General features: G+C 62.0%; 19 protein-coding genes. 7 read left to right on the forward strand and 12 right to left on the reverse strand.

Annotation, left to right across the window (positions count from 1 at the left end):
* Positions 1 to 145 precede the first annotated feature (145 nt).
* The 3 genes from waaC to E7813_RS08075 all read left to right on the forward strand — a co-directional run bounded on the left by waaC (position 146) and on the right by E7813_RS08075 (position 3,740).
* Entirely contained in the window at positions 146 to 1,102 is a 957-nt protein-coding gene (gene waaC / locus E7813_RS08065) for a lipopolysaccharide heptosyltransferase I (RefSeq protein WP_291572604.1), read from the forward strand.
* A gap of 76 nt (positions 1,103 to 1,178) precedes the next feature.
* Positions 1,179 to 2,651 carry a glycosyltransferase family 39 protein gene (locus E7813_RS08070; protein ID WP_291572606.1) on the forward strand — a complete coding sequence of 491 codons (1,473 nt, stop codon included), beginning with the start codon at positions 1,179 to 1,181 and terminating at the stop codon, positions 2,649 to 2,651.
* A gap of 42 nt (positions 2,652 to 2,693) precedes the next feature.
* Positions 2,694 to 3,740: a hypothetical protein gene (locus E7813_RS08075; RefSeq protein ID WP_291572608.1), complete on the forward strand. Its 1,047-nt coding sequence runs from the start codon at positions 2,694 to 2,696 to the stop codon at positions 3,738 to 3,740.
* A gap of 43 nt (positions 3,741 to 3,783) precedes the next feature.
* Here the strand turns inward: E7813_RS08075 and E7813_RS08080 are convergent, their stop codons facing one another.
* From E7813_RS08080 to E7813_RS08125, 10 genes are all read right to left on the reverse strand, one after another.
* Positions 3,784 to 4,479: a glycosyltransferase gene (locus tag E7813_RS08080; RefSeq protein ID WP_291572610.1), complete on the reverse strand. Its 696-nt coding sequence runs from the start codon at positions 4,477 to 4,479 to the stop codon at positions 3,784 to 3,786.
* Between the two features lie 579 nt (positions 4,480 to 5,058).
* On the reverse strand, positions 5,059 to 6,489 hold the full coding sequence (gene ahcY / locus E7813_RS08085; RefSeq protein ID WP_291572612.1) for an adenosylhomocysteinase: 1,431 nt from the start codon (positions 6,487 to 6,489) through the stop codon (positions 5,059 to 5,061).
* Positions 6,490 to 6,604: 115 nt separating this feature from the next.
* A complete protein-coding gene (metK, locus tag E7813_RS08090; protein WP_291572613.1) occupies positions 6,605 to 7,867 on the reverse strand; it encodes a methionine adenosyltransferase in 1,263 nt (420 codons plus the stop codon).
* Positions 7,868 to 7,924: 57 nt separating this feature from the next.
* Positions 7,925 to 9,280 (reverse strand): hypothetical protein, encoded by a 1,356-nt coding sequence (locus tag E7813_RS08095; RefSeq protein ID WP_291572614.1) that lies wholly within the window; start codon positions 9,278 to 9,280, stop codon positions 7,925 to 7,927.
* A 216-nt stretch (positions 9,281 to 9,496) separates the two neighbouring features.
* Positions 9,497 to 10,615, reverse strand: a complete 1,119-nt coding sequence (locus E7813_RS08100; RefSeq protein WP_291572616.1) for a cobalamin-independent methionine synthase II family protein — start codon at positions 10,613 to 10,615, stop codon at positions 9,497 to 9,499.
* 17 nt (positions 10,616 to 10,632) lie between these two features.
* Positions 10,633 to 11,349: an ABC transporter ATP-binding protein gene (locus tag E7813_RS08105; RefSeq protein ID WP_291572618.1), complete on the reverse strand. Its 717-nt coding sequence runs from the start codon at positions 11,347 to 11,349 to the stop codon at positions 10,633 to 10,635.
* On the reverse strand, positions 11,342 to 12,094 hold the full coding sequence (locus E7813_RS08110; RefSeq protein WP_291572620.1) for an ABC transporter ATP-binding protein: 753 nt from the start codon (positions 12,092 to 12,094) through the stop codon (positions 11,342 to 11,344). The genes E7813_RS08105 and E7813_RS08110 overlap by 8 nt, the downstream gene beginning before the upstream one ends.
* Positions 12,091 to 13,122, reverse strand: coding sequence for a branched-chain amino acid ABC transporter permease (locus tag E7813_RS08115; RefSeq protein WP_291572622.1), 1,032 nt, complete (start codon positions 13,120 to 13,122; stop codon positions 12,091 to 12,093). Before E7813_RS08115 ends, E7813_RS08110 begins: the two co-directional genes overlap by 4 nt.
* An 8-nt stretch (positions 13,123 to 13,130) precedes the next feature.
* On the reverse strand, positions 13,131 to 14,000 hold the full coding sequence (locus tag E7813_RS08120) for a branched-chain amino acid ABC transporter permease (protein WP_291572624.1): 870 nt from the start codon (positions 13,998 to 14,000) through the stop codon (positions 13,131 to 13,133).
* Positions 14,001 to 14,215: 215 nt separating this feature from the next.
* Entirely contained in the window at positions 14,216 to 15,391 is a 1,176-nt protein-coding gene (locus tag E7813_RS08125; RefSeq protein WP_291572626.1) for an ABC transporter substrate-binding protein, read from the reverse strand.
* A gap of 348 nt (positions 15,392 to 15,739) precedes the next feature.
* On the opposite strand from E7813_RS08125, the gene E7813_RS08130 reads away from it, so the two are divergent.
* The 3 genes from E7813_RS08130 (at position 15,740) to E7813_RS08140 (ending at position 17,761) form a co-directional block, all read left to right on the forward strand.
* On the forward strand, positions 15,740 to 16,003 hold the full coding sequence (locus E7813_RS08130) for a hypothetical protein (RefSeq protein WP_291572628.1): 264 nt from the start codon (positions 15,740 to 15,742) through the stop codon (positions 16,001 to 16,003).
* Between the two features lie 148 nt (positions 16,004 to 16,151).
* Positions 16,152 to 16,994 (forward strand): uroporphyrinogen-III synthase, encoded by an 843-nt coding sequence (locus E7813_RS08135; protein WP_291572630.1) that lies wholly within the window; start codon positions 16,152 to 16,154, stop codon positions 16,992 to 16,994.
* Positions 16,991 to 17,761 carry a trypsin-like serine protease gene (locus E7813_RS08140; RefSeq protein WP_363331160.1) on the forward strand — a complete coding sequence of 257 codons (771 nt, stop codon included), beginning with the start codon at positions 16,991 to 16,993 and terminating at the stop codon, positions 17,759 to 17,761. Before E7813_RS08135 ends, E7813_RS08140 begins: the two co-directional genes overlap by 4 nt.
* A 26-nt stretch (positions 17,762 to 17,787) precedes the next feature.
* Here E7813_RS08140 and E7813_RS08145 read toward each other — a convergent pair whose 3' ends face one another.
* Together E7813_RS08145 and gmd are read right to left on the reverse strand one after the other, a co-directional pair.
* Positions 17,788 to 18,732: a GDP-L-fucose synthase gene (locus E7813_RS08145; RefSeq protein ID WP_291572632.1), complete on the reverse strand. Its 945-nt coding sequence runs from the start codon at positions 18,730 to 18,732 to the stop codon at positions 17,788 to 17,790.
* Positions 18,713 to 19,798, reverse strand: a complete 1,086-nt coding sequence (gene gmd, locus E7813_RS08150; RefSeq protein ID WP_291572634.1) for a GDP-mannose 4,6-dehydratase — start codon at positions 19,796 to 19,798, stop codon at positions 18,713 to 18,715. Before gmd ends, E7813_RS08145 begins: the two co-directional genes overlap by 20 nt.
* An 820-nt stretch (positions 19,799 to 20,618) precedes the next feature.
* Between gmd and E7813_RS08155 the strand changes: the two genes are divergently transcribed.
* Positions 20,619 to 20,897 carry a hypothetical protein gene (locus E7813_RS08155; RefSeq protein ID WP_291572635.1) on the forward strand — a complete coding sequence of 93 codons (279 nt, stop codon included), beginning with the start codon at positions 20,619 to 20,621 and terminating at the stop codon, positions 20,895 to 20,897.
* Positions 20,898 to 21,424: the final 527 nt, after the last annotated feature.

A 21,424-nucleotide genomic window follows, 5' to 3' on the forward strand; every position in this document is an offset into this window, starting at 1 on the left:
GGCAAAACTATGATATACGCTGATCCGCTCTGCATGTTGGGTGGACGAGATTGGAAGCTGCCGCGCAGCGGGTTAAACTTCATACCGCCGAGGCGCGGAAGCTACTCGCATTTTTGCGACAATGACCACGAGCTTTCCTTTATTCATGCATAACATTCTTTTCGTCAAAACCTCCTCTCTCGGCGATGTCGTGCATCAATTGCCCGCTATTACGGATGCCCGTCGGCAAAACCCCGACGCCCGGATAAGCTGGATCATCGAGGAAGCGTTTGTGCCGCTGGCACGCCTTCATCCCGGGGTCGACGAGGTGATCCCGGTAGCCACGCGGCGCTGGCGGCATCGGCTATTGCAGCGCGCGACCTGGCGCGAGATTTCGGCTTTCAAGGCCCGGGTTCGCGCGATCGGTGCACAGATCGTCATCGATACCCAGGGTCTGCTGCGGTCGGCGCTGATCGCCAGAACAAGCGGCGGTGTCCGCCACGGATATGATCGCTTCAGCATTCGGGAATCGCCGGCGGCGTTCTTTTACGACGTCACCCATCGGGTCTCGCGCAACCTGCACGCGGTAACGCGGAACCGCACGCTCACCGGATTGAGTCTCGGCTATAGCCCGGATTGGGCTGTCGATTGCGGGCTGAACGGACTGGCGCCTGCCAAGCGGTCGCGCTACGCGCTTCTGTTCCACGGCACGTCCCGCGCCGACAAGGAATGGAAGGACACGGAGTGGATCGAGATTGGGCAATGGCTGGCGGGCCAGGGCCTCGAAGTTCTGTTGCCATGGGCAAACGAGCGTGAGCACGCGCGTTGCCGTTCCCTTTCGGAGCAGATTCCCGGCGCCCGCATCCTGGACCTCCAATCGATCGACGTTCTCGCGAGGACAATCGCCGCGGCGTCCGTTGCGATCGGCGTCGACACCGGACTACTTCAGCTTGCGGCAGCGTGCGGGGTGCCGCTGGCCGCGATTTTCGTGTCGACGCAACCCTCCCTCACTGGCCCGGTAGGCAGCGGCCCGATCCTGACGTTTGGCGGAAACGGCATTTCGACCACTGCCAAGCAGGTCATCGAGGCGTTCGAGCAACAGCACATATTGCCGCCACCGTGAGCATGGATATACCCATGCCGCCTGCAAAGCACATGCGGGTCTGGCCGCAATCGCCCAACGACAGGAACCACGCCACGTGCCGCGCTTCGAAAGCCCCGATCTTCCCGATCGCAAGTCGCACCTTTCCCTGCTCGTGGTTATTCTCGCATTGCTGACCTGCGTGCGTCTGGCGGGCTTGACCCTGTCCGTGGTCGACCTGTTTGACGACGAGGCCCAGTACTGGTCCTGGAGCCGGGACCTGGCTTTCGGATACTACACCAAGCCGCCGCTGCTCGCCTGGCTGCTGGGGTTGACTTCGCAGGTGTGCGGCGACGCGGAATGGTGTGTCCGCTCGCCCGCGCCGATCCTCTATTTCGCAACCAGCCTGACGGCCTACTTTGCCGCGCGCAATTTCTACGACGAGCGAACCGGATTTTGGGCGGCGCTGCTGACGGCGCTGACGACCGGAATCGTTTTCTCGGCCCGCATCATGTCGACGGACGTCCCGCTGCTGTTTTTCTGGACGCTCGCGCTTTTGGCGTACAGTCATCTGCTCAGGAAAGCCGACAAGGCCTGGGCGGTGGTGCTGGGCGTTTCGATCGGACTCGGCTTGCTGTCGAAATACGCGATGATTTATTTCATTCCGGGAATGTTTCTCGCCGCGCTGGCCAGCCCCTCCGCGCGGAATCTGCTGAAGACATCCGCGATATGGCTCGCCATGGCGGTCGCGGCGATCGTGGTCGCGCCGAACGTGATCTGGAACGCGCAGAACGATTTCGCGACGTTCCATCACACCGGGAACCTGGTTCTCGGCGAGCAGTTCAAGCCCAGCATCGTCAGGATTCTGGATTTTATAGTGTCGCAATTCGGGGTGTTCGGGCCCGTCGTCTTTGCGACGATGATTATCGCGACGGCAAAGCTGGGCTCGACCGACCTGAAGGAAGAGGATCGGGTGATGGTTGCGTTTTTCATCACTCCCCTCGTGTTGATCACCCTGGTTTCGAGCGTGGTTCATGCCTACGCGAATTGGGCATCTGTCTCCGCCATCTCCGGCCTGATCCTCACCGCCGGGCTGCTGTTGCGTCAGGGACGGCTGTTTTGGCTGCGCGCGAGCATCGTGCTCGGTGTGGCGATGCAGGGCATGCTGTTGACCACCGATTCCATAGCGACGCGGTTATCGCTGCCGTTCGTCCAGCGCAACCCTTATCGCCACACCATAGGATTGCACGACTATGCCGATCGCATAGGGCATCTTGCGACCAGCCTGGGTGCCGCAGGCGTGGTGATCGACGATCGCGGAAAGTTCGCAATCTTGCGATATTATCTGCGCGACCAACCCTTCCAAATTCTTTCGTGGGGGACTGTCGATAACCCATCGTTCGACAGGGCGCACCCGCTGAGCCAGTCGGCCGCCCAACCGTTGCTGTTCGTCTCGTCGTGCCCGAATGCGAGCCGCTTGCAGGCGTATTTCAGCGACGTGACGGCGCTCGGCGCTTTCGACGGTTTCTCCGCCTTCCTTATCAGGGGCCCTGAAGGCCCGATCGGCATTCTGCGCCGCTGCGGCACCTGAACGGGTCACGATTGCCGTCAGCAGTATTGCTCAGGGACATCAATGCTCTTTTTCAAATCGAAAATTTTCCACCACAGACCGGGGGCGCCGCCGAAAGTGCTGGCGCTCTATTCCGATCCGTCGATCGGCGATATCAGGCTGCGTCCTTATCTCGATGCGCTGCAGGCCCGGGGCATCATCGCCGACTATGTCGCGGTGGACCGGAACATGAATCCGATGGGGCCGCCGCGGAGTTTCGATTTCACCCATATCTGGTGCCAGCGCAACGTTTCAACAGCCCAGTTCCGGTTCCTGAACCGGCATGCGTCGAACCCGATCGTCTACGACCTGGATGACCTGCTGAGCTCTCCACCCCGCTATGTCATGAAAACGCGGCAGCGGACATTGACGCGGATGACGCGCTGTATCGAACTGGCAAAAGCCGTGACGACGCCAAGTGAGGAATTGGCCCGGTCGCTGCGCCAGGACATTGCTGCATTTTCCGGCGACGCCCTGATCCTGAAAAACGGATGCGCGGACGGCGAATTTGCCATCCCATCGAGGCCGAAGCAGCAGATCATCTGGACGTCGGGCTACATTCCGCTTTTTTCGCGGGAGAGCCCGTACTTCGTCGAGAATCTCGCCGCGCTGGCCAACAAGATGGACCACGAGGTCATTCTGATCGGCACCTTCGAGCAGGGCATCGATGCCCTATTCGATAAAGTCCGCCTCGTGCCCCATCTCGATTTTCGTTCCTATCGGGAATTTCTGAGATTTCACGCAGGCGCGCTGGCGATTGCTCCCTTGCCGACAACCCTGCCGCCGGACCAACAGCGTTATTTCGACGCCAAGTCCGATATCAAGCTGGTGGATTATCTTGGCTCCGGAATCATACCCATCTACAGCAGCGCGGTGCCTTTCGTGAATTCGGACCTCGCCGTGCCGACGCTGGCGGCGGCCAGTGGAGACGACATCATCGCCATCCTTCGGCACTGTATCGACAACTATGCGAGCGTGGCCGACGACGTCCGCGCGCATCTGCGGAATGGCGCACTTCGCGCCAGAAGCTATTGGGAATTGTCCAAGACGCTGGACCACCTGTTTTTGTGATCCGTGGTAGCGCCTGGCCGCACTTTCGGGCCGTCTGTCGTGGCTAAGGCGACTTCTCGGGCTCGTCGTGCGATTCCGGCTGAACGGGCGGAAGCGCCAGCACCGAGCGGTAGATGGGCTCCATGTCTCCAAGCAGGAGGCTCTCCAGGCGCCCGGCGTATTCCGACCAGTCTATGCCCTGCTGGTAGCGAAGAGCTGCCTCGTGCTGGTTGCGCCAAAGCGCATCGTCGCCAAGCAACGCCACGGCGGCATCGGCAAACTCCTGATCATCGTCCCGCACAAAGCCTGTCACATTATCGATAACGCGTTCCGGCAACACGCTGGCTGAACTAACAACCGCGGGAACGCCCAGGGCTTGGGCCTCCGCTACCGACAGGCAGAACGCTTCCGCCTTGTGTCCCAGATACAGCATCACTCTCGAGCGACGCATGGCCTGCTTCAGTTGCGATCGGCTTTGCGATGGATGAATCGCGACTGATGCCTTCACCTCGGGCGCAAGGCCGGATGGGAGGAGCCGGCCCTCCCAGGCAGCCCATGCATCCTGATCGGGAGCGAGACCGTGGACACCGTACACGTCGAGAACGGCATCTGGAACACGCGGCAATATCAGCCTTGCCCAGATCTCGACCAGATGCCGCAGGTTGCGCTGCGGGTTTGACGCAAATATCGCCCGCCGGGCGGGCGCCTCATCCAGCGCCGGGTATCCTCTGATGTCATCGGGCAGGCCGAGCGGAAGCACGATAAGAGGTTTCCATCGAGGCAAAAACGGCGAGTAGGTTCGGGCCTGGTACAAAGCCATAAGTATTGGAATGGGCCGATACCACCACGAACGCCATATCCGCTTGTAGTGCCTTAGCTGACTCACGGGCCACAGCACCCAGACGGCGCGACGGCGTGGCTTGCGAACGAAGCCGAACAGTTCAGGTTGATGGCAGGCAATGAAAAGATCGCAGCTCTCGGGTCTGTCCTCTCCGAGCGGCCGCCAGAGCACCCCATAATCCGATACCGGCGATGGACAGTTGGAATATACCTCGACCCGATGACCGCGCCTTGCCAGTTCGCGCGCGCACCTGATGACGCTGGATTCGGTCCCGCCCAACGGCCTGCGCTCGAGGTCTCTTCCATCGTAACGGCCGGTCTGGTCCGCGAATATTATGTGCGCCATCACGTTCCCAAATTCGACCGACGAGGCTCTCGAAGGCCCGCGACAAAGGTCGACCGGTTACAACCTCCGGGATCGAACCCTGCAATCAGCGATGCGCAAGCAGAATTTCGCTAGCCCGCAAACTTGGGTCGCCTGGCCGCGCTCGCAACGGCATCAATACCGGTAATGGTCCGCTTTGTACGGGCCGTCCGGCTTCACCCCGATGTATTCCGCCTGATCCGGCCGCAGCTTGGTCAATTTCACGCCGATCTTGGCTAGATGCAGCCGCGCCACCTTCTCATCCAGCGACTTCGGCAGCACGTAGACCTTCTTCTCGTACTTGCCGCCCTTGTTATTGGCGAACAATTCGATCTGCGCCAGCGTCTGGTTGGTGAAGGAAGCCGACATCACGAAGCTCGGATGCCCCATGGCGTTGCCGAGATTCACCAGGCGGCCTTCCGACAACAGGATCATCCGCTTGCCGTCGGGGAATTCGATCTCGTCGACCTGCGGCTTGATGTTGTTCCACTTCAAGTTCTTCAGATGCGCGATCTGGATCTCGTTGTCGAAGTGGCCGATGTTGCAGACGATGGCGCGGTCCTTCATCGCGCGCATGTGCTCGATGGTGATGATGTCCTTGTTGCCGGTGGCGGTGACGAAAATATCGGCGCGGGGCGCGGCATCTTCCATGGTGACGACTTCATAGCCTTCCATCGCCGCCTGCAGCGCGCAGATCGGATCGACCTCCGACACCATCACGCGGCAGCCGGCCTGGCGCAATGACGCCGCCGAACCCTTGCCGACATCGCCGAAGCCCGCGACCATCGCCACCTTGCCGGACATCATCACGTCGGTGCCGCGGCGGATGCCGTCGACCAGCGACTCGCGGCAGCCATAGAGATTGTCGAATTTCGACTTGGTCACGCTGTCGTTGACGTTGATCGCCGGGAACAACAGCTTGCCTTCCTTCTCCATGGTGTAGAGCCGGTGCACGCCGGTGGTGGTCTCTTCGGAGACGCCTTTGATGTTCCTGGCGATCTCGGCGAAGTATCCCTTCGGCTTTTCCTTCAGCAGGCGCTTGATCAGCGCGAAAAACACCTGCTCTTCGTCGCTGTTGGGCTGGTCGAGGAAGATGGTGTCGCCGTTCTCGGCGCGCAGGCCGTGATGCACCAGCATGGTGGCGTCGCCGCCGTCATCCAGGATCATGTTGGGCGTGCCGCCGCCGTGCCAGTCGAACAGCTTTGCGGTGTAGTCCCAGTATTCGGCAAGGCTTTCGCCCTTGACCGCGAACACCGGAATTCCGGCGGCCGCGATCGCGGCCGCGGCGTGGTCCTGCGTCGAATAGATGTTGCAGGAGACCCAGCGGATGTCGGCGCCGAGTGCTGCCAGGGTCTCGATCAGCACCGCGGTCTGGATCGTCATATGCAGCGAGCCCGCGATGCGCGCGCCCTTCAACGGCTGCGTCGAGCCATATTCCTCGCGCGTCGCCATCAAGCCTGGCATCTCGGTCTCGGCCAGCGAGATTTCCTTGCGGCCAAATTCGGCCAGCGAGATGTCCTTGACGATATAGTCGGTAAAGGCCGGCTTCTTGGCGGTGGCGGTCATGTGATCTTTTCCTGTTCCTGTGCAGTCATTCCGGGGCGCGAAGCGAACCCGGAATCCAGAAGTTCGAGATTCCGGGCCTGCGCCTTGCGGCGCATCCCGGAATGACGTCGTGAAATCACATCGCGCGCCTCAGCGCGTCGGCAAGATCGGTCTTTTCCCACGAGAAGCCGCCGTCCTTGTCCGGCGCGCGGCCGAAGTGGCCATAGGCCGCCGTGCGGCGATAGATCGGCCGATTCAGCCTTAGCGAGCGGCGGATGTTGGTCGGGGTCAGCCGGAAGATTTCCGGCAGCACCTTTTCGAGCTTCTTCTCGTCGACCTTGCCCGTGCCGTGGGTGTCCACCAGCAAAGACATCGGATCGGCGACGCCGATCGCGTATGCGACCTGGATGGTGCAGCGATCGGCAAAGCCCGCCGCCACCACGTTCTTGGCGAGATAGCGCGCCGCATAGGCGGCCGAGCGATCGACCTTGGTCGGGTCCTTGCCGGAGAACGCACCGCCGCCATGCGGCGCATAGCCGCCATAGGTATCGACGATGATCTTGCGGCCGGTGAGACCGCAGTCGCCGTCGGGACCGCCGACCACAAAGTTGCCGGTCGGATTGACCAGGAAGTCGGAGGGTTTTTGCGGCATCCAGCCCTTCGGCAACGCCGACTCGACCGCGGTCGAGATCATCTCCTTGATAAGGCCGGGTGAATATTTCTTGCCGTTGCGGCTTCTCTCGTTGTGCTGGGTCGAGACCACGACCTTGGTGCAGCCGACCGGCTTGCCGTCGACATATTTCACGGTCACCTGGCTCTTGGCATCGGGCTGCAGGTCGAACAGCTGGCCGTTGCGGCGCTTCTCGGACAGCACTTTCAGGATTTTGTGCGCGAAGTAGATCGGGGCCGGCATGTAGGAGCCCTTCTCGTAGACCTCGCTTTCGTTGCAGGCGAAGCCGAACATCATGCCCTGGTCGCCGGCGCCTTCTTCCTCGCCGCTCTTCTTTTTCTTGGCGTCGACGCCCATCGCGATGTCGGGCGACTGGCCGTGCAGCAGGACCTCGATGTCGGCGCCGTGATAGGAGAAACCGTTCTGGTCGTAGCCGATATCCTTGACCACGCCGCGGGCGATTTCGCTGATCAATTCGCGATCGACCACCGAGACGCCATGGATCATCCGGAACAACTGGCCGCGGCCTTCGCCGGCGATCACGATCTTGTTGGTGGTGCAAAGCGTCTCGCAGCCGAGACGGGTATTGACCAGGCTGTCGTCGGCGATGCCGAGCTTGACGTCCTTCTCGATGAAGGCGTCTAGGATCGCATCGGAGATCTGGTCCGAAACCTTGTCCGGATGGCCTTCGGAAACCGATTCGCTAGTGAACAGAGAAGACGCGCGCATCAACCAACCCCTTTTCCGCCGGACCTCGGCGGTCCCTTCCTGCTGTGTCCTGAAATGTCAGTCGCGACGGCGCGAGATGACGTAGGATTCGTCGTAGAACCAGAGCCCGTTATGCTTGCGCAGAACCTCTCTGGCGGCATCGAGATAACGGCCGCTCTGGGTCATTTCCGTCAACCGGTCGTCTTCGATTTGTGCGACATACACCGCCGCGTTCCATGCTGCAAAGGCCGTCGAGCTTCCGATCGAGCCGGTGACCTCATTGGGCAGCGCTTCCATATCATAACGGAAGATCGAACGGTTATCGGCATAGGCATTAAAGTTAAGGTCGCGCCCGGCCGAACCGAGCTCGTATTTCACCGCGCGCAATAGCTCATGACGGCTTACGGAGAAAGGATTTTCTCCGGGCCATACCGCCTGAATAATTTCGATGCCGGGATCCTGCCCGTGCGAGTGAATTCCTATCAAACGGCCCCCGGCCCGCAGCGCCCGCGCCAGCGGCGCAATGATGCGTTTGGCGCGAAAATTCACCGAGGATTTGGCCCGATAAGGCTGGGAAGCGATGATCAGGTCGAAGTTGGCCTCGGACCGGCCGGCCCGCGGAATGATCGAATCCAGCAGGAACCGCTGGTCCTCCCGGTACAGCACGATGGCGACCGGGCGCTCATAGACCGGCATGCCCGAGCGCGGACTGACGTTGGCCCGCCAGTTCTGCTCCAGAAACGGCCCCAATTCGGCGATCTGTGCCTCGAACTCGCCCGAGGACGCCCCCCGCAGCGCCACCTCGTGCCAGATCATCCCCGCAGCCGCAGCCGGCGACGACGGCGTCAGCCAGGGCGCCTCGGCGTAATACATGTTGGTGAGCACAAAAACGGTCGCTGGATGCTCAAACAGCCGGTCAGGCACCTTGTCCAAGGTCAACCTGACATCCTCAAGGCTGAGTTCCTTGCCCGCGATATAGAACGGCACATGGGGGAAGCGGCCGTGCATCGACCGCATGACCCGTGCCAGCACGGTGCCGTCGCCGACCCCGGCATCGAATACCCGAAGCGCCGGCGGCCGGGGGTGGATGCTGCCGAGTTCCAGCGCCACCCGCTCGGCAATCACCCGCTTTTCGCTGCAGGTATGGACGAACAGCAGGTATTTCTGCCGGTTCTCGAAAAACCGGAAATTGCCGCGGGGGTCGCGCTTCTCGGGCGGAACCTCAAGCCCGCGCGGCGGCGGCAACCCGCCCGGCATCGAGGCGGCGATGTAGGCCTGGATACGGTCGAGGGTATCGATTGTGATTCGTTTGCCCTCGCGCAGGCGATGCACCAGCTTGCCGTCATTGACCGCGCGCCGGCCAAAGGTCGTCTCCGCCATATCGGCCTGACGGCAATATTCGGAGATCTGGCTGAGGATTTGGTCGTTTTTCATCGGGCAAGAATTTGGGCCGATGCGGTGGGCAGCGGCGAACGGCAGGGGTGTCCTACCACCATCTGCCCACCCTGGGAAATGCCCGGCACGGCGGGCTGAATCTTGCGTCGGCGTCCCACCGGGCCAGCCCCGATGATGATGGCGTCGGGACTTCCCGTCATGCCCGCCCCTCCCCGCAAGAGCGAGCAGAGGCAGAAGAAACTCTACCTCCAAACTCTAACTGCCCCACACCTCGTTGGCGACATCGACCGCGAGCTTGAGTTTCGCCCACTGCTCTTCCTCGGTGAGGATGTTGCCTTCTTCAGTGGAGGCAAAGCCGCATTGCGGCGACACCGCAAGCTGATCCAGCGGCGCGAATCTGGAGGCTTCTTCCAGCCGCCGCTTGATGTCGTCCTTTTTCTCCAGCGCTCCGCTCTTTGAGGTGATGACGCCGACCACCACGATCTTGTTGCCCTTCGGCAGATATCGCAGCGGCTCGAAGCCGCCGGCGCGTTCGGAATCGTATTCCAGGAAATAGCCGTCGTAATTGGTGACGCCGAGCATGGTCTCCGCCACCGGCTCATAGCCGCCGGACGAAATCCAGGTAGAGCGGAAATTGCCGCGGCAGACATGCGTCGTGACCGTCATGTCGGCCGGCCGCTCGGCGATCGCATAATTGATGACGCGGGCGTAGATCTCCTGCAGGCCATCGGGATTGTCGCCACGCTCGCGGGCCTTTTTCAATTCATCTTGCGAACAGAGGTAGGCCCAGACCGTGTCGTCGAACTGCAGATAGCGGCAGCCGGCGTCATAAAACGCCTTGACCGCCTTGCGATAGGTCTTGCCGAGATCCTCGAAGAATGCGTCGAGATCGGGATAGACCTCTTTCGAGATCGACTTGCGGCCACCGCGGAAATGCAGCACCGCCGGCGACGGAATCGTCATCTTGGGCATGACATGGGCGGTATCGGCATGTTTCTTCAGGAAGCGGAAATGATCCAGCATCGGATGACGGGCCGGGAAATCGAGCTTGCCGATCACGCGGATGGCGTCGTGCCGGGTCTGGATGCCCGCGAACTGGATACCCTCCTCGGGGTGAAACAATTCGCAGCCGGTGAGGTCCTTCAGGAAATCGAAATGCCACCACGAGCGGCGGAATTCGCCGTCGGTGGCGAGTTTCAGGCCGATCGAGGCCTGCTTGTGCACCACCTTTTCGATCTCGACGTCCTCGATCTTGCGCAGATCGTCGGCCGATATCTCGCCTTTCTCCTGCCTGGCGCGCGCCTCCTTGATGCGCGGCGGCCGCAACAGGCTGCCGACCTCGTCGGCGCGGAAGGGGGCTTTGGTTCGCCGCATGGTATCACTCCCGAGAATTAATGAGCCGCGGCACCGGAGACGCCGAGAAAGCGCTCAAGGACTGCGGGGTCGGTTTTCAGGGCAGCGCTCGCCGCGTCATGGACGATCGCGCCGCGCTCCAATATCACAACGCGGTCGGCCAGCCCCAGAATCTTTTGTGCATTCTGCTCGACAATGATGGAGCAGATGCCGCCGGCGCGGGTGATGACCCCGAGCGCCTTGAGCAGTTCCTCCACGATGATCGGGGCGAGCCCCTCGGTCGGCTCGTCCAGCAGCAGCACCCTGGGATTGAGCGTCAGCGCGCGGCCGATCGCCAGCATCTGCTGTTCGCCGCCGGAGAGCTGGTTGCCGAAGTTGTTGCGGCGCTCCTTCAACCGGGGGAACATCTCGTAGACCTTCGCCACCGTCCACGGTCCCGGCTGCGCCACCGCGGTCATGTTTTCCTCCACCGTCAGCGAGCGGAAGATGTTGCGCTCCTGCGGCACCCAGCCGATCCCCGCCCGCGCCCGCTGGTCCGGCCGCATCGGCGTGATGTCCTGTCCGCCAAGGGTGATCGAGCCGCCGAAACGGCGAGTAACCCCGACGATCGAGTTGATCAGCGTGGTCTTGCCGGTGCCGTTGCGCCCGAGCAGCGCCAACACCTGGCTTTCCGCAAGGCGCAGCGACATATCCGGCAGCACCACCGCCTCGCCGTAGCCGGCACGCAGGCCCTCGATGCGCAACAAGTCAGGCATCGGCGGCCTCGCCGAGATAGACCGTTTTGACCCGCGGATCGTGCGCCACGGCCTCCGGCGCGCCCTCGACCAGCATCGCGCCGTTCACCAGCACCGAGATGCGGTCGGCGAAGCTGAAAACCAGATCCATGTCGTGCTCGATCAGCAAGACCGTGACGTCGCGCGGCAATGCCGCGACGGCGGCAAGGATATCGTGGCGTTCGCTTTCGGGAACGCCGGCGGCGGGCTCGTCGAGCAGCAGCACGCGCGGCCTGGCGGCGATGGCGACCGCGATCTCCAGCAGGCGCTGCTTGCCGTAAGGCAGCGTCGCAGTCAGTTCGTTCATGACGTCGAGCAGACGGAAGCGCGCCAGGTTCTCCGCGATCTCGCCGTTGACGTCGTCGCGCGTACCCATCCGGCGCCACCAGTCGCCGCCGCGGCCGAGCCGTTCCGACACCGCAAGCCCGATGGTCTCGAGCGGCGTCAGGTCGGGATAGAGCTGGTTGATCTGGAACGTGCGCGACAGGCCGCGAAGTACCCGCTTGTGCACGGCCAGATCTGTGATGTCGCTACCCTCGAGCAGAATGCGCCCGGCATTGGGCTTGAGCACGCCGGTCAGAAGATTGATGACCGTGGTCTTGCCGGCGCCGTTCGGGCCGATCAGCGCGTGGCGGGCGCCTTGCTCGATCCGGAGCGACAGGTCGCGGGTGACTTTGAGCCCGCCGAACTGCTTTTCAAGCCCTCTGGTCTCCAGCGCTATTGTCATGGCGCCTCACCCTCGGGAATGGCGATCACGGCTTTTCGCCCGCTGAGCTGGCGGATGATCAGGTTCGGTATCCACAGCGCCCAGCGATGCAGGCGCTGGCGGCCGATCAGCACGATCACCACCAGCACGAGGCCGATCCAGAACTGCCAGTATTGCGGCGTGAGGCTGGAGAAAAACTCCTGCAGCATCTTGAACACCAGGGCGCCGATCAATCCGCCGTAGAGATAGCCGGTGCCTCCGATCACCAGCACCAGCATCAGATCGGCCGACCGCTCGAACGAGAACACATCGAGCGACGCCAGCGCCATGGTCTGGGTGGACAGTGCGCCGGCGATTCCGGCATAGAAGGCGGAGAGCGTGTAAACCGCGATCAGCCGCCGGTTGATCGGGATACCGATGGCCGAGGCGCGCAGCGGATTGTTTCTGATCGCGCGCAACGACAGGCCGAACGGCGAGTGCACGATCCGCCGCGCCAGCAGGAACAGCACGAACAACACGACGAGCGAGTAGAAAAAGCCGGCCTTGCCGAACATGTCGAAGGCGAACAGGCCCAGGATCGGCTGCATCTCGATGCCCTGCAGCCCGTCGCTGCCGCCGGTGACGTCGGAAAATCGTTCCGCCAGCGCTTCCAGCAACAGGGCGATCCCCAGCGTCACCATCAGCCGGGTCAGGTCGGCGCCCCTTATCACCAGGAAGCTGGTGAGAAACCCAACCGCGGCGGCGACCAGGCCTGCAACCAGCAGCGCCGCCACGGGCTCGGTCACGATGCCATGCAACGCCAACAGGCCGGCGCAATAGGCGCCGACGCCGAAGAACGCGGCATGGCCGAGCGATACGATCCCGGCGTAGCCGAGGATCAGGTCGAGCGACAGCGCAAACAACCCCAGCCGCAGCACTTCCGTCATGATGAGATAGCGAGACGGAAACAGGAATCCGCAAGCCAGCACCAGGATCCAGAACGCGATCTCGCTCCCGCGCCAGCGCGCGTGCCGCCGCGCGTGGCTGGATACGTCCGATACCGCGCTCATGGCCGCGCTCAACGGGCAGCCGTGCGGCCGAACAGGCCGTTCGGACGCCAGATCAGGATCACGATCATGATGGTGTAGATCACGAACGGGCCCATCTTCGGCACGTAATATTTGCCGGCGACGTCGCCGATGCCGAGCAGCAGCGAAGCGAGGAACGGGCCGGTGATGCTGGAGGAGCCGCCGACGGTCACCACGATCAGGAAATAGATCATGAATTTCAGCGGAAAATACGGATCGAGCCCGAGAATCTCCGCACTCAGCGCACCGCCCAATCCGGCAAGACCGCAGCCGAACGCAAAGGTGAATGCGAAAACCTGCGGGACGTTGATGCCGAGCCCGCTGGCGGCGCGCGGATCGTCCACTGCGGCCCGCAACCGGCTGCCAAATCTGGTGCGCGCCAGCACCAGTTGAAGTCCCGCCGTCAACAATCCGCAGATCACGATGATCATCAGCCGGTAACGCCCGATGCCGACGCCGAAGAAATCGATCTGGCCTTCGAGCGCCGCCGGCAGCTTGATGAAAATCCGCGACGATCCCATGATGTAGTCGACCGCCGCCACCGACATGAAGACGAGGCCGACGCTGAACAGCACCTGATCGAGATGGCTACGATGATAGAGATGACGATAGAGCGAGCGCTCCAGCACCACGCCGATCAAGGCGCTACTGACAAACGCCAGCGGCAGCGCCGCAAAGAACGGCCAGCCGGATTGATTGACCAGAACCGCACAGACATAGCCGCCGGTCATGGCGAACGCGCCATGGGCGAGGTTGACGAAGTTCATCAATCCCAGCGTCACCGCCAGCCCGCAGGCCAGCACGAACAGCAGCATCCCGTAGGCGACGCCGTCGAACAGGATGGTGAACAGCGTGGTCATGTAGGCTTCGCCGACTTTAAGTAAGAGCCCCTCACCCGGATCGCTGCGCGATCCGACCTCTCCCCGCAAGGGCGGGGCGAGGTTGGCACGAGCAGGCCGCTCTTCCTATCCGACTCTCTTGCGAAGCGAAACTCGCACTGCGAGTGCCGCCCTGCTCCCTCTCCCCGCTCTTGCAGGGAGAGCGTTGGGGTGAGGGGCAGCCGCAGGCACAAATCTCACTTCTTGGTCTTGCCGGCGTCCTTGACGGCCTCGAAGGTCTGGAATTCGACGTTGTAGAGCTCGCCGTCGACCTTTTCGACCTTGCGGATGTAGATGTTCTGCACGATGTCGCGGGTTTCCGGATCGATCGAGATCGGACCGCGCGGGCTTTCCCACTTCATCCCCTTCATGGCTTCGATCAGCGCGTCACCGTCGGTTTTGCCGCCGGTCTTTTTGAGGGCCTGGTAGATCAGGTGGATACCGTCATAGCCGCTGACCGCCATGAAGCCGGGCCGGTTGCTGAAGGCCTTCTTGTAGGCCGCGACGAAGTCCTTGTTCATTTGCGAGGGATGCGCGGCGGAATACAGGTGAGCGGTGACGGTGCCGAGCGCCGCATCGCCCATGCCGTTCAGGACGTCGTCATCCATCACGTCGCCGGGGCCGATCACCTTGATGCCCGCCTTGTCGAGCCCGCGCTCGGCATATTGCTTCATGAAATTGCCGCCCTGCCCCGCCGGCACGAACACGAACATGGCGTCGGGCTTGGAATCCTTCATCCGCTGCAGGAATGGCGCGAAATCGGGATTGGCCAGCGGCACCTTGACCTCCTCGACGATCTCGCCGCCGCCGGCCGCAAAATGCTCCTTGAAGAATTTCAGCGCATCGTTGCCGGGCGCATAGTCGGAGGTCAGCGTCGCGACCTTCTTGATGCCGTTCTTGACGGCCCAGTCGCCGATGATGGTGGAGGACTGCGCCAGCGTGAAGCTGGTGCGCACGATATAGGGCGAACGCTCGGTGATGATCGAGGTGCCCGCCGCCATCACGATTTCCGGTATCTTGGCCTCGGTCGCCAGCGGCGCGGCCGCCAGGGCCGCCGGGGTGACGCCGAAGCCGGCGATGAAATTGACCTTGTCGTTGACGATCAGTTCCTGCGCGAGCCGTTTGGTGTTGTCGGGAACCGCGGCGTCGTCCTTCAGGATGACTTCGATCTTCCTGCCGGCGACGCTATCGCCGTTCTGCTGCATGTAGAGCTTGATGGCATTGTCGATCTGCTTGCCGGTCGAGGCTTGACCTCCGGTCATCGGCAGGATCAGGCCGATCTTGACGCTCTCTTGCGCCTGGGCCGGGGCAAGGGCGACCACGCCCAGCGCGACACCGGCAACGGCCTGCAACAGCGAAAATTTTGTCCGCATGAACGTACCACTCCCTTTGGTCGGTTTCTGGAGCCGTTGTCCGGCTCTTGCCGGCACCATAGCCCGGATTTTTCGGCCGTGTATCGGCGCGGCATCGCGTCTTATGCAAGCGAAGTTGTCAATCGCGACGATGGGATTGCCCGCTTCGCAGCGGGGGCGAAGGCAGTCATACGAAAATATGGTATCATGATACTGTAATGCCAAGGCTTCGCCGCCCGGCGGGTAAAACGATTTTACCAATGAAGGCTACTATCGGCCACGGAAACGCCTTCTATCCGAGGCCGTTAAAGCCAGCCGCCCATGCGACACCCCGTCCCCCGCCTTACCCCTCTCATCGCCGTCACGCTCATGGCGTGTGGCCTGGGCGGCTGTGCGACCATCAACGAGAAACTCGCAGCCGGGTTGAGCGATGCGGTCCCCCAATGGGCCGGCGGCCTGCCGGCGGACGCCCCACCCCGCCGCGGCACGGCCAAATACGACGAGTACATGCAGGAGCAGGAACGCAAGCGGCTCGAACCGGCTCCCCCCAAGGAAGAGAAGGTCCGGCCATCGGCAAAACCCCACGAGCAGACCGTCCAGCCCTCATCGTCGGAGCTTGACGCCGTGCACTAGAACGGCGCGCCGCCAACCGGCTCTGCTCCATGACCCATCGAGCGCCAGCACGCATCGATACCGCGGCCCTCGATCGCGGCCCTTGCGCCAATCCCGGCGCCCAGTTCAAGATGACCCAACAACAGGCGATCCGCACAGGATCAAACCCATGGCTGAGAGACTAAGCGGCTACCGCATCCTGATCCTGGAAACGCGCGAGGAAGCCCAATTTTCGCGGCTGCTGGCCGAACAGGGTGCCGATGTACTGCAATGCCCGATGTTCACCATCCATGACGCCCCCGACTCCGCGCCGATCGAGGCCTGGATCCGCCGCTTTATCGCCAAGCCATGCGACGACCTCGTGCTGATGACCGGCGAAGGCCTGCGCCGGCTGATGAAAGTCGCGCGGCGGACCGGGCTCGAACAGAAATTCATCGCCGCCGTCGGCAAAGCGCGAAAATTCGCCCGCGGTCCGAAGCCCGGACGGGCGTTGCGCGAGATCGGGCTTGAAGCCGATGTCACCACGGAGAAGCCGACCTCCGAAGGCATCGCCGAGATGCTCGCGCGCGTCGACCTCGGAGGTCATCGGGTGGGTTTGCAGCTTTATCCGGACAAGGATCACGACGCACTGATCGGCGCCATCACCGCGCAGGGCGCGAAGGTCGATACCGTGCTGCCCTACATCTACGACGCGCAGGCCGCCGACGCCAACATCGTCACCGCGATCGACGAGATGGCGCAAGGCCACATCGACGCCATCGCCCTGACCAGTTCCAGGCAGGTTCGCCGCCTGATCGAGGTCGCACAGGCGCATGGATGCGAAGCGCGCTTGCGCGACGGCCTGACGCGCACGCCGATTGCCTCGGTTGGGCCCGTCGTATCGGACGAGTTGAAATCACACGGCCTGCGCACCGATATCTATCCCGCCAACGACGCCTTCTTCATGAAACCGTTGATATCGGCGATGGCGGCGGCACTCGGCAAGACCGTGCCGCGCATGGCGCATAAATGACGATGCCGCCCCTGCGATTGTCCGCCGCCCTGCTGGCGGCCACACTTGGCTTGCCTACGCCGGCACCAGCCATCGTGGGCGGCGGCCGGGCCGACCCCGACACCATCGCAAGCTCGGTCGTCACCATCATCGGATCGCGCGGGACCGTCTGCAGCGGTTCGTTGATCGCCCCCAACGTGGTGCTGACCGCGGGCCACTGCATCGCGCCCCAAACGACGTATCGCGTGCTCGACTACACGACGCAGCCGCCTCGCCTGCTCACCGCGCAGAAAGCCGTAAACCATCCTCAATTCAATCTGCAGACCATGCTGGCGCATCGCGCCACGGCGGACGTCGCCCTGCTGCTGTTGCCGTCTGCCGTACCGTCGAAGACACCCGCTTCGCTCGGCACGCTGAGTGACCCGGTTCCACCGGGCGCGCGTTTCACGATTGCCGGTATCGGTGTCACCCGTTCGGGAGGCGATGAGGGCATCGGCACCATTCGCGCCGCGTCGCTTGTGGCAACAGGCCAGCCCGGCCGGCTTCAACTGCGCCTGGTGGACCCTGCGACCAACAACGCCCGCGACGGGCTCGGCGCCTGCACCGGCGATTCCGGCGCGCCGGTGTTCCAGGATCAGGATGACCGCGCCGTCATCATCGGTGTCGTGAGCTGGTCAACCGGCGCGCACAATTCAGCCGGCTGCGGCGGCCTTACCGGGGTGACGCCGCTGACGATCTATCGCGACTGGATCCTGCAGACTATGCGCGGCTGGGGAGTGGCAATTTAGTCCTGCCAAGTTAGCCCTGCCAGGGATCATTTCGATTCGTTCAAATACGCCTGATAGGCGAGCCTGATGCCATCCTCCAGCGAGGTGCGTGCGCGCCAGCCCAGTCCGGCGAGACGGCCGACGTCGAGCAGTTTGCGCGGCGTGCCGTCGGGCCGTGAGGTGTCGAAGCTGATCTTGCCGGCATATCCGACCGTGGCTGCGACCACGCGGGCGAATTCGGCGATGGTGATGTCCCTGCCGGTGCCGATATTGACCAGCTCGCCGCTGGAATAATTTTTCATCAAGTGGATGCAGGCGTCCGCAAGATCGTCGACATACATGAATTCCCGGCGCGGCGTTCCGGTGCCCCACACTACCACCTCGGCGGCGTCGGATGCTTTTGCCTGATGAAACCTGCGGATCAGCGCCGCAACCACATGACTGTATTCCGGATGATAATTATCTCCCGGTCCGTACAGATTGGTCGGCATCACGCTGATGAAGTCCGAACCGTACTGGCTGCGATAGGCTTCGACCAATTTAACACCGGCGATCTTGGCGACTGCATACGGCTCGTTGGTCGGCTCAAGCGGTCCCGTCAGCAGGGATTCTTCCCGCAGCGGCTGCGGCGCCAGTTTTGGATAGACGCAGGAGGAGCCGAGGAACATCAGCTTTTCCGTGCCGTTGACATGCGCCGCATGGATCACATTGGTCGCGACGACGAGATTGTCGTAGATGAAATCGCCGCGCAGCGTGTTGTTGGCGACGATGCCGCCGACCTTGGCCGCCGCCATGAAGACCACCTGCGGCCGCTTGTCGGCGAACCAGCCGTTCACCGCAGCCTGATCGCGCAGGTCGACTTCGCTCCGATTGGCCGTGAGCAGTTCGACATGCTCCTGCTTCAGTCGGCGCACCAGCGAGCTGCCGACCATCCCTGCGTGCCCGGCAACAAAGACCGTTTTGCCTTTCAGCTCAAACGGGGTTCCTGCCATTGGCAACCTCCCGTCTTGCGATCGCAAGATCGGCCGCCACCATTTCCTGGACCAGTTGGGCGAATGTGGTTTTCGGTTTCCAGCCAAGCTTCCGGTGCGCCTTGCCGGCGTCGCCGATCAGTTCATCGACTTCGGTGGGACGAAAGTAAGTCGGGTCGATACGGACCACGACCTTGCCGGACTTGGCATCAACGCCGGTCTCGTCGATACCCTTGCCGCGCCACTCGATGGTGCGGCCGACTTCAGCGAACGCCGTCTCGACGAATTGGCGCACCGAACGGGTCTCGCCGGTCGCCAGCACGAAATCCTCCGCTTGGTCCGCCTGCAATATCTTGTGCATGCCCTCGACATAATCCCTGGCATGCCCCCAGTCGCGCTTCGCCTCGAGATTTCCAAGATAAAGCGTGTCTTCGAGACCGGTCTCGATACGGGCGACGCTGCGCGTGATCTTGCGGGTCACGAAGGTCTCGCCGCGAACCGGGCTCTCATGATTGAACAGGATGCCGTTCGAGGCGAACATGCCGTAGGCCTCGCGGTAGTTGACCGTGATCCAGTAGCCGTAAAGCTTGGCAACCCCGTAAGGCGAGCGCGGATAGAACGGCGTGGTTTCCTTCTGCGGGGTCTCCCGAACCAGGCCGTACAATTCCGAGGTCGACGCCTGGTAGAACCGGGTCTGTTTTTCCATGCCGAGAATCCGGATCGCTTCCAACAGCCGCAGCACCCCGATCGCATCGGCATTGGCGGTGTATTCCGGGCTTTCGAAGCTGACGCCGACGTGGCTTTGGGCTGCGAGGTTGTAGATCTCGGTCGGCTGGATCTGCTGAATCAGCCGGATCAGGTTGGTGGAATCCGTCATGTCGCCATAGTGCAGCAGGAACGGCACATTGCCGGCATGGGGATCTTCATAGAGATGGTCGATGCGCGCGGTATTGAACGAGGACGACCGCCGCTTGACGCCATGGACAGTGTAGCCAAGGCGGAGCAGATATTCAGCCAGGTAGGCGCCGTCCTGCCCGGTGACGCCGGTGAGGAGCGCAACGCGCCGCTTTGAATCCGCAACCGCCATGTTCACTCCACAACGCGCCAAAACAGCCCAGGACGGCCCTGGACGCACCAAGCCCCATCCTGCCCCATTTGCCCGGCAAAACCGAGCGCGCAAGAGGCCTTCCCGTCGCGGCGCAGGCCATAGCATTCGACCCCGGTGAAGTCTAATACCATGTCGATCGGCCTCCTCGGATCGGTGCCTGCGACAAGCGAGACCGCTGACGTGGCGGTGTCCGTGAAACGGGTTAATCGATCAGGGCGAACCGGTTGATCTCGTCAGCCGCGGAACGAAGAGCGCGCGGGAACGGCGTGTTGCGTGGCCGGCGGAATTGAGGCATTGCGCGATCGTGGGCGAGCGCATGTTTGATAGCTAGACGCGCGCAGTGGGAAAACGGGAGCTGGCACGGGATCCGTGATGATCCGCTTCGCGTCCCCATTGTGCGATTAATTTCGATTGAGCGATGCTCAGCGCCTTAGCAATAACCACGGGCTCATCGGCTCTGACCCTGACGGTTCGACCTGGTGAACGTCACGAAGCGGGCGTGCTTAATATGCAGCGAGCAAATCCACTCGAATGTCGTCCATATATCATCCGATCTTTAAAGTTTGATGACTTAGTGTATAGTCGGAGGGTTTCAGAAATCCTCCAAACAAGGAGGAAACGATGATCTCGTCAGTCATGTGGATTTGGGTTGGGATTGTTTCTCTGTGGGTCGTTTTGTCGATCGCGCGGCGCATATCAAGTGAACATCGAGGCACGCCTAAGATAGTTGATCACTCGGCCTGAGAGTTGCATCTAATCGTCTGACGAATTCTTCACTCGACGGTGTTGAGGTTTGGGTATGGCGGACGTCGACCTTTCAACAGCCGAAAGCAGCTATGTGACTTTACTGGACGCGAGACAAAAGCCGCGCTCGGCTGCGGCCGATTTGATTCGTGCGCTCAGAACCAAAACCCAGAACAACGGCAAACAACCTCGCGAGGTTGAGGTGGTGCAGGCGGATGCATGGCTTGCCATTTGTGCGCTGTCCAAAAGCCTTGATGCTGACTCCGAGACTGCCTCTGAGGTTTGGTCTCGCGCAATCAGTCGCACGGAAGAGTGGCGAAATCTTCTGGACTGAACAACGGGATTTGTTAGCGCCGCTAGGTCTAGAAGTTGGGTTTCCCAACTAGCAGACATTTTCAGTACCCGTCGGCATGTCTCAAACGTGCCAAACCCGGAAGTCGCGCCCTTATTCAATCACTCGTCGGCGGTGGCAGGGCGCAACGCGGCGGAGGCTTCAAGACGGCCCGCCGAAGCGGGCCGTCTCTATTAGTTACGTATCGCTTTCGCTTCGTTGGTCGTGGGGCTCTTTGGGATTTTTGGCATCCTTGCCGGGAGTCTGGCTCTGCTGGCCGGGTTTCTGACCGCCGCCTTGCTGGTGACTTGGCTTCTGACCCGGTGCTTGATTCTGCTGGCCGGGTTGTCGGTTTTGGTTCGTCATGTTGTTTCCTTTCATGGGAACATCGTGACAACGGCTCAGACTCGGCACCGTTCCGATAAAACAAACGGCAATTCGCATTCACTTCACGGGCCGCGCCGGTTTCTGATATGTTTTTGACCGAGCATTCAATCATGCCGCCGGCACCTAAAATCAATGATACCAGC

This window comes from Bradyrhizobium sp. (assembly GCF_004799405.1).
In the GTDB taxonomy this organism is placed as follows: Bacteria; Pseudomonadota; Alphaproteobacteria; order Rhizobiales; family Xanthobacteraceae; genus Bradyrhizobium.